This is a genomic window from Pseudomonas graminis (assembly GCF_900111735.1).
GTDB lineage: Bacteria > Pseudomonadota > Gammaproteobacteria > Pseudomonadales > Pseudomonadaceae > Aquipseudomonas > Aquipseudomonas graminis.
The window spans coordinates 119,772-133,715 of record NZ_FOHW01000005.1 but is presented as its reverse complement, the minus strand read 5'-3'; the positions used below and the strand labels follow the sequence as shown (position 1 = coordinate 133,715).

General features: G+C 57.4%; 15 protein-coding genes. All 15 read left to right on the top strand.

Annotation, left to right across the window (positions count from 1 at the left end):
* The first annotated feature begins 7 nt into the window (after window positions 1-7).
* The 15 genes from mnmG (at window position 8) to BMY98_RS05965 (ending at window position 13,939) form a co-directional block, all read left to right on the top strand.
* The gene (gene mnmG / locus BMY98_RS06035; protein ID WP_074886118.1) at window positions 8-1,906 is read left to right on the top strand and encodes a tRNA uridine-5-carboxymethylaminomethyl(34) synthesis enzyme MnmG; all 1,899 of its coding nucleotides are present in this window, start codon (window positions 8-10) and stop codon (window positions 1,904-1,906) included.
* A 5-nt stretch (window positions 1,907-1,911) separates the two neighbouring features.
* Window positions 1,912-2,547, top strand: coding sequence for a 16S rRNA (guanine(527)-N(7))-methyltransferase RsmG (rsmG, locus tag BMY98_RS06030; RefSeq protein ID WP_175514147.1), 636 nt, complete (start codon window positions 1,912-1,914; stop codon window positions 2,545-2,547).
* Window positions 2,548-2,565: 18 nt separating this feature from the next.
* A complete protein-coding gene (locus BMY98_RS06025) occupies window positions 2,566-3,360 on the top strand; it encodes a ParA family protein (RefSeq protein ID WP_074886113.1) in 795 nt (264 codons plus the stop codon).
* 9 nt (window positions 3,361-3,369) lie between these two features.
* Window positions 3,370-4,242, top strand: coding sequence for a ParB/RepB/Spo0J family partition protein (locus tag BMY98_RS06020; protein WP_074886109.1), 873 nt, complete (start codon window positions 3,370-3,372; stop codon window positions 4,240-4,242).
* A 146-nt stretch (window positions 4,243-4,388) separates the two neighbouring features.
* Window positions 4,389-4,796 carry a F0F1 ATP synthase subunit I gene (locus tag BMY98_RS06015; protein ID WP_074886106.1) on the top strand — a complete coding sequence of 136 codons (408 nt, stop codon included), beginning with the start codon at window positions 4,389-4,391 and terminating at the stop codon, window positions 4,794-4,796.
* A gap of 16 nt (window positions 4,797-4,812) precedes the next feature.
* Entirely contained in the window at window positions 4,813-5,682 is an 870-nt protein-coding gene (gene atpB, locus BMY98_RS06010) for a F0F1 ATP synthase subunit A (RefSeq protein WP_074886103.1), read from the top strand.
* A 137-nt stretch (window positions 5,683-5,819) separates the two neighbouring features.
* Window positions 5,820-6,077, top strand: a complete 258-nt coding sequence (atpE, locus tag BMY98_RS06005; RefSeq protein ID WP_002555987.1) for a F0F1 ATP synthase subunit C — start codon at window positions 5,820-5,822, stop codon at window positions 6,075-6,077.
* 57 nt (window positions 6,078-6,134) lie between these two features.
* Window positions 6,135-6,605, top strand: coding sequence for a F0F1 ATP synthase subunit B (locus BMY98_RS06000; RefSeq protein WP_065988056.1), 471 nt, complete (start codon window positions 6,135-6,137; stop codon window positions 6,603-6,605).
* 12 nt (window positions 6,606-6,617) lie between these two features.
* Window positions 6,618-7,154, top strand: coding sequence for a F0F1 ATP synthase subunit delta (locus BMY98_RS05995; protein ID WP_074886101.1), 537 nt, complete (start codon window positions 6,618-6,620; stop codon window positions 7,152-7,154).
* A 21-nt stretch (window positions 7,155-7,175) separates the two neighbouring features.
* Window positions 7,176-8,720, top strand: coding sequence for a F0F1 ATP synthase subunit alpha (gene atpA, locus BMY98_RS05990; RefSeq protein WP_074886098.1), 1,545 nt, complete (start codon window positions 7,176-7,178; stop codon window positions 8,718-8,720).
* 50 nt (window positions 8,721-8,770) lie between these two features.
* Window positions 8,771-9,631, top strand: coding sequence for a F0F1 ATP synthase subunit gamma (gene atpG, locus BMY98_RS05985; RefSeq protein ID WP_037016916.1), 861 nt, complete (start codon window positions 8,771-8,773; stop codon window positions 9,629-9,631).
* 28 nt (window positions 9,632-9,659) lie between these two features.
* A complete protein-coding gene (atpD, locus tag BMY98_RS05980) occupies window positions 9,660-11,036 on the top strand; it encodes a F0F1 ATP synthase subunit beta (RefSeq protein ID WP_037016914.1) in 1,377 nt (458 codons plus the stop codon).
* Between the two features lie 44 nt (window positions 11,037-11,080).
* Window positions 11,081-11,506, top strand: a complete 426-nt coding sequence (locus BMY98_RS05975) for a F0F1 ATP synthase subunit epsilon (protein WP_037016911.1) — start codon at window positions 11,081-11,083, stop codon at window positions 11,504-11,506.
* A gap of 121 nt (window positions 11,507-11,627) precedes the next feature.
* Window positions 11,628-12,995 (top strand): bifunctional UDP-N-acetylglucosamine diphosphorylase/glucosamine-1-phosphate N-acetyltransferase GlmU, encoded by a 1,368-nt coding sequence (gene glmU / locus BMY98_RS05970; RefSeq protein ID WP_074886095.1) that lies wholly within the window; start codon window positions 11,628-11,630, stop codon window positions 12,993-12,995.
* 176 nt (window positions 12,996-13,171) lie between these two features.
* Window positions 13,172-13,939 carry a DeoR/GlpR family DNA-binding transcription regulator gene (locus BMY98_RS05965; RefSeq protein ID WP_074886092.1) on the top strand — a complete coding sequence of 256 codons (768 nt, stop codon included), beginning with the start codon at window positions 13,172-13,174 and terminating at the stop codon, window positions 13,937-13,939.
* Window positions 13,940-13,944: the final 5 nt, after the last annotated feature.

The following is a 13,944-nucleotide window of genomic DNA, read 5'->3' as shown; positions in this document are numbered from 1 at the left end:
GTGCGTGGTGGATTTCCCTTCCCGTTTTCAAGTGATCGTCATCGGCGGCGGTCATGCCGGTACCGAGGCAGCACTGGCGTCCGCGCGTATGGGTGCTACCACCCTGCTGCTTACGCACAACGTGGAAACCCTCGGCCAAATGAGTTGCAACCCGGCCATTGGTGGCATCGGCAAAAGTCATCTGGTCAAAGAGATCGATGCACTTGGTGGTGCGATGGCAACGGCCACTGACAAAAGTGGTATCCAGTTTCGCGTGCTAAACAGCCGCAAGGGCCCAGCTGTCCGGGCGACGCGTGCCCAAGCTGACCGCGTGCTGTACAAGGCAGCGGTCAGAGAGATCATCGAAAACCAGCCTAACCTGTGGATATTCCAGCAAGCATGCGACGACCTGATCGTCGAGCAGGACCAGGTGCGGGGCGTAGTGACTCAGATGGGGCTGCGTTTTCTCGCCGACTCAGTGGTTCTCACCACAGGTACCTTTCTCGGCGGGCTTATCCACATTGGTCTGCAGAACTACTCGGGCGGTCGCGCCGGTGATCCGCCGTCAATTGCGCTTGCGCGCAGGCTCCGTGAGTTGCCGCTGAGAGTGGGTCGCCTGAAAACGGGCACCCCCCCGCGCATTGACGGACGATCTGTAGATTTCTCGGTGATGACCGAACAACCGGGTGATACGCCGATCCCGGTGATGTCGTTTATGGGCTCCAAGGCTCAGCACCCGAGCCAGGTCAGCTGCTGGATTACCCACACCAACGCTCGAACCCACGAAATCATCGCTGCGAATCTGGATAGGTCGCCGATGTATTCTGCTGCCGGGGAGATCGAAGGTGTCGGCCCTCGCTATTGCCCGTCGATCGAAGACAAGATCCATCGTTTTGCCGACAAGGAAAGCCATCAGGTGTTTATCGAACCGGAAGGTTTGACGACCCATGAGCTTTATCCGAACGGTATATCGACATCGCTGCCGTTCGACGTACAGCTGCAGATCGTTCGCTCTATTCGCGGGATGGAAAATGCCCATATCGTGCGGCCTGGCTATGCCATCGAGTACGACTATTTCGATCCGCGTGACCTGAAGTACAGCCTGGAAACCAAGGTTATCGGTGGGTTGTTTTTCGCCGGACAGATCAACGGCACGACCGGTTACGAAGAGGCCGGTGCGCAAGGTTTACTCGCCGGTGCAAATGCGGCCCTTCGGGCTCAAGGCAAGGACAGCTGGTGTCCGCGTCGGGATGAGGCCTACATCGGCGTGCTTGTGGATGACCTGATTACGCTGGGCACCCAAGAGCCGTACCGGATGTTCACCTCGCGCGCCGAGTACCGCTTGATTCTGCGTGAAGACAACGCGGACTTGCGCTTGACCGAACAGGGTCGGGCGCTCGGGTTGGTCGACGATGCCCGCTGGGCGGCGTTCTGTGCCAAGCGTGAAGGCATCGAACTCGAGGAACAGCGCCTGAAGTCCACCTGGATTCGTCCGGGTACCGAGCAGGGCGATGCGGTCTCGGCGCACTTCGGCACGCCGTTGACCCACGAATACAATCTGCTGAATCTGCTGAGCCGTCCCGAAGTGGACTACGCCAGCCTTGTTGCGCTGACCGGTAACGGCTCGCCTGACCCGCAGGTCGCTGAACAAGTCGAAATCAAAACCAAGTACGCCGGTTACATCGACCGTCAGCAGGATGAGATCGCTCGTTTGCGCGCCAGCGAAAACACACGACTCCCTGAAGATATCGATTACACCGGGATTTCCGGTCTTTCCAAAGAAATCCAGAGCAAGCTGGGGATAACTCGTCCGGAAACGCTCGGCCAGGCCTCAAGGATTCCGGGCGTCACACCAGCGGCGATCTCTCTGTTGATGATTCATTTGAAAAAACGCGGCGCGGGCCGTCAGTTGGAGCAAAGCGCTTGAGTTCGATGGTTACCCCGCAGCATGCAGAAGAACTGACCCTTGGCGCTCGAGAGCTCGGCGTCGAGTTAAGCGAGAGTCAACACAGCCAGTTGCTGGCGTATCTGGCCTTGCTGATCAAGTGGAACAAGGCGTACAACCTGACCGCTGTTCGTGATCCTGATGAGATGGTGTCTCGACATCTGCTGGATAGTTTGAGCGTGGTGCGTTTCATCGAAGGTGAGCGTCAGCTGGACGTCGGTAGCGGCGGTGGGATGCCTGGCATACCGCTTGCCATCCTGTTCCCGGACATGAAAGTCACGGTGCTCGACAGCAACGGCAAGAAGACCCGGTTTCTGACCCAGGTAAAACTGGAGCTCGCGCTCGCCAACCTGCAAGTTATCCACAGCCGCGCCGAAGCTTTCCAGCCTGCGCTGCCGTTCAACGGCATCATCTCCCGCGCCTTCAGCAGTCTGGAAGACTTTACCCAGTGGACTCGGCATATGGGCGACGCTGAAACGCGCTGGTTGGCAATGAAGGGTCTTCATCCAGTGGATGAACTGGTAGCATTGCCCGCAGATTTTCATCTGGAAAGCGCGCAAGCCTTGGCCGTACCCGGTTGCCAAGGTCAACGGCATCTGCTGATACTGCGCCGCTCGGCATGACAGGGAACACAAGCAAGAATGGCTAAGGTATTCGCGATAGCGAACCAAAAAGGCGGGGTGGGCAAAACCACAACCTGCATCAACCTCGCGGCGTCGCTGGTGGCTACCAAGCGTCGGGTGCTGCTGATCGATCTCGACCCACAAGGCAATGCCACCATGGGCAGTGGTGTGGATAAGCACGCGCTTGAGCATTCGGTCTACGATTTGCTGATTGGCGAGTGCGATCTGAATCAGGCCATCCACTTTTCCGAACACGGCGGATATCAGCTGCTACCGGCAAACCGCGATCTGACGGCTGCCGAGGTAGTTCTGCTGGAAATGCAGATGAAGGAATCCCGCCTGCGTTCAGCGCTGGCGCCCATCCGCGAAAATTACGATTACATACTCATTGACTGCCCTCCGTCGCTTTCAATGTTGACGCTCAACGCGTTGGTTGCGGCCGATGGCGTTATTATCCCCATGCAGTGTGAGTACTTCGCGCTCGAAGGTTTGAGCGACCTTGTGGATAACATCAAGCGCATCGGTGAATTGCTCAATCCCCAACTCAAAATCGAAGGTTTGCTGCGGACCATGTATGACCCGCGGCTCAGCCTGATCAACGATGTTTCGGCACAGCTCAAAGAGCACTTCGGCGAGCAGCTGTACGACACCGTTATTCCGCGCAATATTCGTCTGGCCGAGGCGCCAAGCTTCGGTATGCCGGCACTGGCGTACGACAAGACTTCTCGCGGCGCGCTGGCTTACCTGGCGCTTGCGGGCGAGATGGTCCGTCGCCAACGTCGCGGCAGTCGCACCGCGGCTCAGCCCACTTAAGGAAATTCCATGGCCGTCAAGAAACGTGGACTCGGACGTGGGCTGGACGCACTGCTGAGCAGCCCCACCGTCAGCGCATTGGAAGAACAGGCGGTGAAGGCCAGTGAGCGCGAGCTTCAGCACATTCCGCTGGACCTGATTCAACGAGGCAAATATCAGCCGCGTCGTGACATGGATCCTCAAGCGCTGGAAGAACTGGCGAACTCGATCAAGGCGCAAGGGGTAATGCAGCCGATCGTGGTCCGCCCCATTGCTGACAACCGCTTCGAGATCATTGCTGGTGAACGCCGCTGGCGCGCCAGCCAGCAGGCTGGGATCGAAACGATTCCCGCCATGGTGCGTGACGTGCCGGATGAAGCGGCCATCGCGATGGCGTTGATCGAGAACATCCAGCGCGAAGACTTGAATCCGATCGAGGAAGCGATTGCCCTGCAGCGTTTGCAGCAGGAATTTCAGCTGACCCAACAGCAGGTGGCCGAAGCGGTCGGCAAGTCGCGAGTCAGCGTAGCGAATCTGCTGCGACTGATCGCATTGCCGGAAGTCATCAAGACCATGCTCTCCCATGGTGATCTGGAGATGGGCCACGCCCGTGCGCTGCTGGGTCTGCCCGAAGATCAGCAGGTTGAAGGGGCGCGACACGTTGTCGCACGCGGTTTGACCGTGCGCCAGACTGAGGCACTGGTTCGCCAGTGGCTCAGCGGAAAACAGGAGGCTGCAGAGCCGGTGAAGGCTGATCCTGACATTACACGTCTGGAGCAGCGCCTTGCCGAGCGGCTGGGCTCCGCAGTGCAAATCCGCCATGGACAGAAGGGCAAAGGTCAGTTGGTCATCCGTTACAACTCGCTGGATGAGCTACAGGGTGTGCTCGCTCACATTCGCTGAAACAAATCATGCGTAGCGGGTAGTCGGAAATCACTACCTGGCAGTTGAATAGGGGCTGAACCGCCCCTATACTCTGCGCGCATTTTGTCGGCACAATTTATGCCAAGTTGTTGATTTTGGCGGCCGGCTTACGAGGAGCCCATGTGATGGAGACACGCACGCCAAACCGCTTGCCATTCCATTGCCTGGCTGTTTTCCCGATCTTGCTGGCTCAGTTGATAGTCCTTCTGGGGACTGCGCTGGCGCTTTGGCAGTTGCACGGTGTCGTAGCCGGGTATTCGGGTCTTTGCGGAGGCCTGATAGCCTGGCTGCCGAATTTGTATTTTGCTCATAAGGCATTCCGGTACTCCGGGGCCAGGGCAGCGCAGGCCATCGTTCGGTCGTTCTACGCCGGCGAGGCAGGCAAGCTGATTTTTACGGCGGTGCTCTTTGCACTGACGTTTGCAGGAGTAAAGCCGCTGGCTCCGCTGGCGGTTTTCGGCGTGTTCATACTGACCCAACTGGTCAGTTGGTTTGCGCCCCTGCTAATGAGAACAAGACTTTCGAGACCTTAGGGCGTTTGAGGCAACCATGGCAGAGCAAACAGCTTCGGGCTATATCCAGCACCACTTGCAGAACTTGACCTTTGGTCATTTGCCTGACGGCAGTTGGGGCTTCGCGCATTCAGCGGCTGAAGCAAAAGAAATGGGCTTTTGGGCTTTCCACGTCGACACCCTCGGCTGGTCGGTCGCACTGGGTCTGATCTTCGTCCTCATTTTCCGCATGGCCGCTAAAAAGGCGACTTCGGGTCAGCCGGGCGCTCTGCAGAACTTCGTTGAAGTGCTCGTCGAGTTCGTTGACGGCAGCGTCCGGGACAGCTTCCATGGCCGCAGCGCCGTGATCGCCCCTCTGGCATTGACCATTTTCGCCTGGGTGTTCCTCATGAACGCCGTCGATTTGATTCCTGTCGACTGGATCCCGCAACTGGCGATCATGATCACCGGTGATCATCACATTCCTTTCCGCGCCGTATCGACAACCGATCCGAACGCTACGCTGGGCATGGCTCTGTCCGTATTTGCTCTGATCATTTTCTACAGCATCAAGATCAAGGGTATCGGCGGCTTCATCGGCGAATTGACCCTGCACCCGTTCGGCAGCAAGAACATTTTCGTTCAGGCGCTGTTGATTCCGGTGAACTTCCTGCTTGAATTCGTGACTCTGGTGGCCAAGCCGATCTCCCTGGCGCTGCGACTGTTCGGCAACATGTACGCGGGTGAACTGGTGTTCATTCTTATCGCGGTCATGTTCGGCAGCGGTCTGCTGTGGCTCAGCGGTCTGGGCGTGGTCCTGCAATGGGCGTGGGCTGTGTTCCACATCCTGATCATCACCCTGCAAGCGTTCATCTTCATGATGCTGACCATCGTCTACCTTTCGATGGCTCACGAAGATAACCATTGAGACCCGCCTGGCGAGTCTGATGATCCCCTCACTTCGGTGAGGGGGTGCCCGCGAGGGCTTGATGTAAGAGACGATTTTGCTTTACCGCTTTAATCTAAGAAAACCTAACCAATACGACGTAAAAGTCGGGAGGAAAGATGGAAACTGTAGTTGGTCTAACTGCTATCGCTGTTGCACTGCTGATCGGCCTGGGCGCACTGGGTACTGCAATCGGTTTCGGCCTGCTGGGCGGTAAATTCCTGGAAGGCGCTGCGCGTCAACCAGAAATGGTTCCAATGCTGCAAGTTAAAATGTTCATCGTGGCTGGTCTGCTCGACGCCGTGACCATGATCGGTGTTGGTATCGCTCTGTTCTTCACTTTTGCGAACCCCTTCGTTGGTCAACTCGCTGGCTGATCACTCGAATTTTCGAGTTGATTGGTGTGATGGACAACGAACGAGCGAGGTGTTGGCGTGAACATTAATGCAACCCTGATTGGCCAGTCCGTTGCGTTCTTCATTTTTGTGCTGTTCTGCATGAAGTTCGTGTGGCCTCCGGTCATCGCGGCTTTGCACGAACGTCAGAAGAAGATTGCGGATGGACTGGACGCTGCTACACGAGCAGCTCGCGACCTGGAGCTGGCCCAAGATAAAGTGGGTCAGCAACTGCGCGAAGCTAAGGCTCAGGCAGCTGAGATCATTGAGCAAGCCAAGAAACGCGGTACCCAGATTGTCGACGAAGCCCGTGAACAGGCTCGCGTTGAAGCTGACCGCATCAAGGCTCAGGCTCAGGCCGAGATCGAACAGGAACTGAACGGCGTCAAAGACGCGCTGCGCGCCCAACTGGGTAGCCTGGCAGTCAACGGCGCAGAGAAGATCCTGGGTGCCACAATCGATCAAAACGCGCACGCGGAGCTGGTAAACAAACTGGCTGCTGAAATTTAAGCGAGGGCGATCATGGCAGAACTGACCACGTTGGCCCGACCTTACGCTAAGGCAGCCTTCGAGCATGCACAGGCGCACCAGCAACTGGCCAATTGGTCAGCCATGCTCGGCCTGGCTGCTGCAGTGTCGCAAGACGACACGATGCAGCGCATGCTCAAGGCCCCGCGACTGACGAGCGCAGACAAGGCAGCCACTTTTATTGAAGTGTGCGGCGACAAGTTCGATGCCAAGGCACAGAATTTCATCCAGGTCGTTGCAGAAAACGACCGCCTCCCGCTTTTGCCGGAGATCTCCGAGCTGTTCGACCTGTACAAGGCCGAGCAGGAAAAGTCGGTAGATGTGGATGTGACCAGTGCTTTTGCATTGAACCAAGAACAGCAAGACAAACTCGCCAAGGTTCTCAGTGCACGGCTCGGCCGGGAAGTGCGCCTGCACGCTGCGGAGGATGCCACCCTGATCGGTGGTGTCGTTATCCGCGCTGGCGACCTGGTTATCGATGGCTCAGTTCGCGGCAAACTCGCGCAACTAGCCGAAGCATTGAAATCTTGAGTTTGAAGGGGCAGCAGAGCAATGCAGCAACTCAATCCTTCCGAAATAAGTGAAATCATCAAGGGTCGCATCGACAAGCTCGATGTGTCCTCCCAAGCCCGTAACGAAGGCACTGTCGTCAGCGTATCTGACGGCATTGTGCGGATTCACGGTCTCGCCGACGTAATGTACGGCGAAATGATCGAGTTTCCGGGCGGCGTCTTCGGTATGGCTCTCAACCTGGAGCAAGACTCCGTAGGTGCCGTTGTACTGGGCTCCTACCAGTCTCTGGCCGAAGGCATGAGCGCCAAGTGCACTGGCCGTATCCTCGAGGTTCCGGTTGGTAAGGAACTGCTGGGTCGCGTTGTCGACGCACTGGGTAACCCTGTCGACGGCAAAGGTCCGCTGAACAACACCGAGACCGACGCGGTCGAGAAAGTTGCTCCAGGCGTGATCTGGCGTAAGTCGGTAGACCAGCCTGTACAGACTGGCTACAAGGCTGTCGATGCAATGATTCCGGTCGGCCGTGGCCAGCGCGAGCTGATCATCGGTGACCGTCAGATCGGTAAAACCGCTCTGGCGATCGACGCTATCATCAATCAGAAAGACAGCGGAATCTTCTGCGTCTATGTAGCAATCGGTCAGAAGCAATCGACCATCGCCAACGTGGTTCGCAAACTGGAAGAGAACGGCGCTCTGGCCAACACGATCATCGTGGCTGCCAGTGCTTCCGAATCCCCAGCGCTGCAATTCCTGGCACCGTATTCCGGTTGCACCATGGGCGAATACTTCCGCGACCGCGGTGAAGATGCACTGATCGTTTATGACGATCTGTCCAAGCAGGCTGTGGCTTATCGCCAGATCTCCCTGCTGCTGCGTCGTCCACCAGGCCGTGAAGCTTACCCAGGCGACGTGTTCTATCTCCACTCCCGTCTGCTGGAGCGTGCATCCCGCGTTTCGGAAGAGTACGTAGAGAAGTTCACCAATGGCGCAGTGACCGGCAAAACCGGCTCACTGACCGCATTGCCGATCATCGAAACCCAGGCTGGCGACGTTTCCGCGTTCGTTCCGACCAACGTGATTTCCATCACTGACGGTCAGATCTTCCTGGAATCGGCCATGTTCAACTCCGGCATCCGCCCGGCAGTGAACGCCGGTGTTTCGGTATCCCGTGTGGGTGGTGCCGCTCAGACCAAGATCATCAAGAAGCTCTCCGGTGGTATCCGTACCGCTCTGGCTCAGTACCGTGAACTGGCAGCATTTGCCCAGTTCGCCTCTGACTTGGACGAAGCGACCCGTAAGCAACTTGAGCATGGTCAGCGCGTTACCGAGCTGATGAAGCAGAAGCAATATGCGCCAATGTCGATTGCTGACATGTCGCTGTCGCTGTATGCCGCTGAGCGTGGGTTCCTGACTGACGTTGAAATCGCCAAGGTTGGCAGCTTTGAACAAGCGCTGATTGCTTACTTCAACCGAGATCACGCCGATTTGATGGCGAAGATCAACGTGAAGGGTGACTTCAATGACGAAATCGATTCTGGCCTGAAAGCCGGTATCGAGAAGTTCAAGGCCACCCAAACCTGGTAAGCCGCAGCGGGAGCCGCGAGGCTCCCGCTTGCTAACCTGATAGGTGTTACATGGCAGGCGCAAAAGAGATTCGCAGCAAGATTGCGAGCATCAAAAGCACGCAAAAGATCACCAGCGCCATGGAAAAAGTGGCGGTCAGTAAAATGCGCAAGGCTCAAATGCGCATGGCTGCTAGCCGTCCTTACGCGGAGCGCATCCGCCAGGTGATTGGTCATCTCGCCAACGCTAACCCGGAATACCGTCATCCCTTCATGATCGAGCGCGAAGTAAAGCGCGTCGGTTACGTCGTGGTGAGCAGTGACCGTGGTCTGTGTGGTGGCTTGAATACCAACCTGTTCAAGGCTTTGGTCAAGGACATGGCGAAGAACCGTGAAAACGGCGTAGAGATCGATCTGTGCGTGGTCGGCAGCAAAGGTGCGGCGTTTTTCCGCAACTTCGGCGGTAACGTCGTCGCTGCGATCAGCCACTTGGGCGAAGAGCCGTCGATCAACGATTTGATCGGCAGCGTCAAGGTGATGCTGGATGCCTACCTGGAGGGCCGTATTGATCGCCTGTCCGTGGTGTCCAACAAGTTCATCAACACCATGACTCAGCAACCAACGGTCGAGCAGTTGATTCCGTTGGTCGCGACCCAGGATCAAGAACTCAAGCACCACTGGGATTACCTGTACGAACCCGACGCCAAAGAGCTGCTGGACGGCTTGATGGTCCGTTACGTGGAGTCGCAGGTCTATCAGGCGGTGGTCGAGAACAACGCGGCTGAACAGGCTGCGCGGATGATCGCGATGAAGAACGCCACTGACAACGCCGGTGATTTGATCAGCGATTTGCAGCTGATCTACAACAAGGCGCGTCAGGCAGCGATCACCCAAGAGATCTCGGAAATCGTCGGCGGCGCTGCCGCGGTTTAACGGTTCAAATATTCAGAGGATCCAGCTAATGAGTAGCGGACGTATCGTTCAAATCATCGGCGCCGTGATCGACGTGGAATTTCCACGCGACAGCGTACCGAGCATCTACAACGCGCTGAAAGTACAAGGCGCGGAAACTACTCTGGAAGTTCAGCAGCAGCTGGGCGACGGCGTAGTTCGTACCATTGCGATGGGTTCCACCGAAGGCTTGAAGCGCGGTCTGGACGTTATCGACAGCGGCGCAGCCATCTCCGTACCGGTAGGTAAAGCAACACTGGGCCGGATCATGGACGTACTGGGCAACCCGATCGACGAAGCGGGCCCGATCGAAACCGAAGAGCGCTGGGGTATTCACCGTCCTGCGCCTTCGTTCGCTGATCAGGCTGGCGGCAACGACCTCCTGGAAACCGGTATCAAGGTCATCGACCTGGTTTGCCCGTTTGCCAAGGGCGGTAAAGTCGGTCTGTTCGGTGGTGCCGGTGTCGGCAAGACCGTAAACATGATGGAACTGATCCGTAACATCGCCATCGAGCACAGCGGTTATTCCGTGTTCGCTGGTGTGGGCGAGCGTACCCGTGAGGGTAACGACTTCTACCACGAGATGAAGGACTCCAACGTTCTGGACAAAGTAGCGCTGGTCTACGGTCAAATGAACGAGCCGCCGGGTAACCGTCTGCGCGTTGCACTGACTGGCCTGACCATGGCTGAGAAGTTCCGTGACGAAGGTAACGACGTTCTGTTGTTCGTCGACAACATCTATCGTTACACACTGGCCGGTACTGAAGTATCCGCACTGCTGGGCCGTATGCCTTCTGCAGTAGGTTACCAGCCGACGCTGGCTGAAGAGATGGGCGTACTGCAAGAGCGCATCACTTCGACCAAGGAAGGCTCGATCACTTCCATCCAGGCGGTATACGTACCGGCGGATGACTTGACCGACCCATCGCCAGCCACAACGTTTGCTCACCTGGACGCCACTGTCGTTCTGTCCCGTGACATCGCTTCCCTGGGTATCTACCCAGCGGTCGATCCACTGGACTCGACTTCGCGCCAGCTGGACCCGAACGTTATCGGTCAGGACCACTACGACACCGCTCGCGGCGTTCAGTATGTTCTGCAGCGTTACAAAGAGCTGAAAGACATCATCGCGATCCTGGGTATGGACGAGCTGTCGGAAACCGACAAGCAGTTGGTATCCCGCGCTCGTAAGATTCAGCGCTTCCTGTCGCAGCCGTTCTTCGTGGCTGAAGTCTTCACCGGTGCCTCGGGTAAATACGTTTCCCTGAAAGACACCATTGCTGGCTTCAAAGGCATCCTCGCTGGTGACTACGACCATCTGCCTGAACAGGCGTTCTACATGGTCGGCGGCATCGAAGAAGCGATCGAGAAAGCCAAGAAACTGTAATCCAGGCGCCCGGCAACGGGCGCTAATCAGGTTGAGGCAGGCAAATGGCTATGACAGTCCATTGCGATATCGTCAGCGCGGAAGGAGAGATTTTCTCCGGTCTGGTCGAGATGGTGATTGCACACGGTAACCTGGGTGATATCGGTATTGCTCCAGGTCACGCACCGTTGATCACCGATCTGAAGCCGGGTCCGATCCGCCTGATCAAGCAGGGTGGCGAAGCCGAGGTGTTTTACATCTCCGGTGGTTTCCTTGAGGTTCAACCGAACATGGTCAAAGTGCTTGCCGATACCGTGCAACGTGCTGCTGATCTGGACGAAGCCTCAGCTCAGGAAGCCGTCAAGGCTGCCGAGCGTGCTCTGAATGAAAAAGGCGCAGATTTCGATTACGGATCTGCTGCTGCACGTCTGGCGGAGGCCGCAGCTCAGCTGCGCACCGTTCAGCAAATTCGCAAGAAGTTCGGCGGCTAACACCGACGGCTCGTTGCGCGATTGAGTAAAAGGGTAGCCTCGGCTACCCTTTTTCTTTTTTCGGCTATCTCGCCTGAATTATCAGCCCGGCTAATGTGGCCTGCTCGTCTGGAATCCCTTCATGTCTCTCGATATCGTCATTCTCGCCGCGGGTCAGGGCACTCGCATGCGTTCCGCTCTGCCCAAGGTCTTGCATCCGGTGGCCGGCAAATCGATGCTCGGCCACGTCATCCACAGTGCACGCCAGCTTTTCCCAAAAGGCATTCATGTGGTTATTGGCCATGGCGCCGAGCGAGTCCGCGAGCAACTGGCCAGCGATGATCTGAGTTTTGTTCTGCAGGACAAACAGTTGGGGACAGGCCATGCAGTGGCGCAAGCGCTGCCGGTGTTGACCGCTGAAACGGTGCTGATTCTTTACGGCGATGTCCCGCTTATAAAAGTGGAGACCCTGCACCGATTGCTTGCCTTGGCAAACGATCAACAACTGGGCCTGCTGACAGTCACGCTGGATGACCCGACCGGCTATGGTCGGATCGTTCGTGATACGCACCACCGCGTCAGCGCTATCGTCGAGCACAAGGATGCAACCGAAGCGCAGAAGGCGATCAAGGAAGGAAACACCGGTATTCTCGCCGTACCCGGCAAGCGACTGGCAGACTGGCTGGGCCGCCTCTCCAACAACAATGTTCAGGGTGAGTATTACCTGACTGACGTGATTGCCATGGCCGTCAACGACGGCCTGGTGGTCGCAACTGCCCAGCCTGATGATGCGATGGAAGTGCAGGGCGCCAATGATCGTAAACAGCTTGCCGAGCTCGAGCGTCATTACCAGCAACGCGAAGCCCGCCGACTCATGGCGTTGGGCGTCACGCTGCGCGACCCGGCGCGTTTTGACGTTCGTGGCGACGTCACCACGGGCCGCGACGTGATGATCGATGTGAACGTCATCCTTGAAGGGCGAGTGGTCATCGAGGACGACGTCTCGATCGGGCCGAACTGCGTGATCAAGGACAGCACCTTGCGCAAAGGCGCAATCATCAAGGCGAACAGTCATCTTGAAGGCGCGATCGTTGGCGAAGGTGCGGATGCAGGGCCATTCGCCCGTCTGCGCCCGGGCAGCGTGCTCGATGCCCGCGCTCATGTGGGTAACTTCGTCGAATTGAAGAATGCCCATCTGGGGGAGGGTGCCAAGGCAGGTCATCTGACCTACTTGGGTGATGCAGTCATCGGCGCGCGCACCAACGTTGGCGCCGGCACCATCACGTGCAACTACGATGGCGCCAACAAGCACAAGACGATAATGGGCGAGGACGTGTTCATCGGCTCGAATAACTCGCTGGTTGCCCCTGTGCACATCGCGTCGGGCGCTACCACTGCCGCCGGCTCCACGATCAATCAGGACGTACCTGCCGAACAGCTTGCGGTCGCCCGTGCGCGTCAACGCAACATCGAAGGCTGGAAGCGCCCGGTGAAAACCAAGAAAGATTGAGTTATCCCTAGGTCACATCGGCTGCTACCAAGCAGGCAGCCGATGCTGGTGTGTGAGCGGAAATCGTTCAAACACATCCTATTTCATCCTCCCCTATACCCATTCCCCCTTGACGTATATCTTTCGATGAGCTTTCATTGCGTTCGTTAACTTTCGAATCGAAACTTAAGATCACTATGTCGAAACGTAATACGCCTCAGCGCCGCCACAACATCCTTGCTTTGCTCAATGAGCGGGGCGAGGTGAGTGTGGATGAGTTGGCCAAGCGGTTTGAAACCTCCGAGGTGACCGTCAGGAAGGATCTGGCCGCACTTGAAAGTAACGGGCTGCTGCTGCGTCGTTATGGCGGCGCCATCACCATGCCCCAGGAATTGATCGGCGAACCCGGCCAGCCTGTGTCCAGGTTCAAACAAGCCATCGCCCGCGCCGCTGTTGCCCGCATTCGGGAACACGCACGGATCATCATCGACAGCGGCAGTACCACGGCTGCGATGATTCCGGAGCTGGGCCTACAGCCGGGCCTCGTGGTGATGACCAATTCCCTGCACGTCGCCAACGCGCTGGGTGAACTGGAGCACGAGCCGGTCCTGCTAATGACCGGCGGGACGTGGGACCCGCATTCAGAGTCGTTTCAGGGCCAGGTGGCTGAACAGGTGCTGCGTTCCTACGACTTCGATCAGCTGTTCATCGGCGCCGACGGCATTGATCTGACCCGCGGTACAACCACATTCAACGAACTGCTCGGCCTCAGCCGGGTGATGGCCGAGGTCGCCCGGGAAGTGATCGTGATGGTCGAGGCCGACAAGGTCGGTCGCAAGATTCCCAATCTGGAGCTGCCCTGGAGCAGCGTCCATACCCTTATTACCGATGACCGCCTGCCTCAAGAGGCGCGCGAACAAATTCAGGCTCGCGGCGTAACCTTGATTTGCGCTGCTGTTTCCTAGGAGAA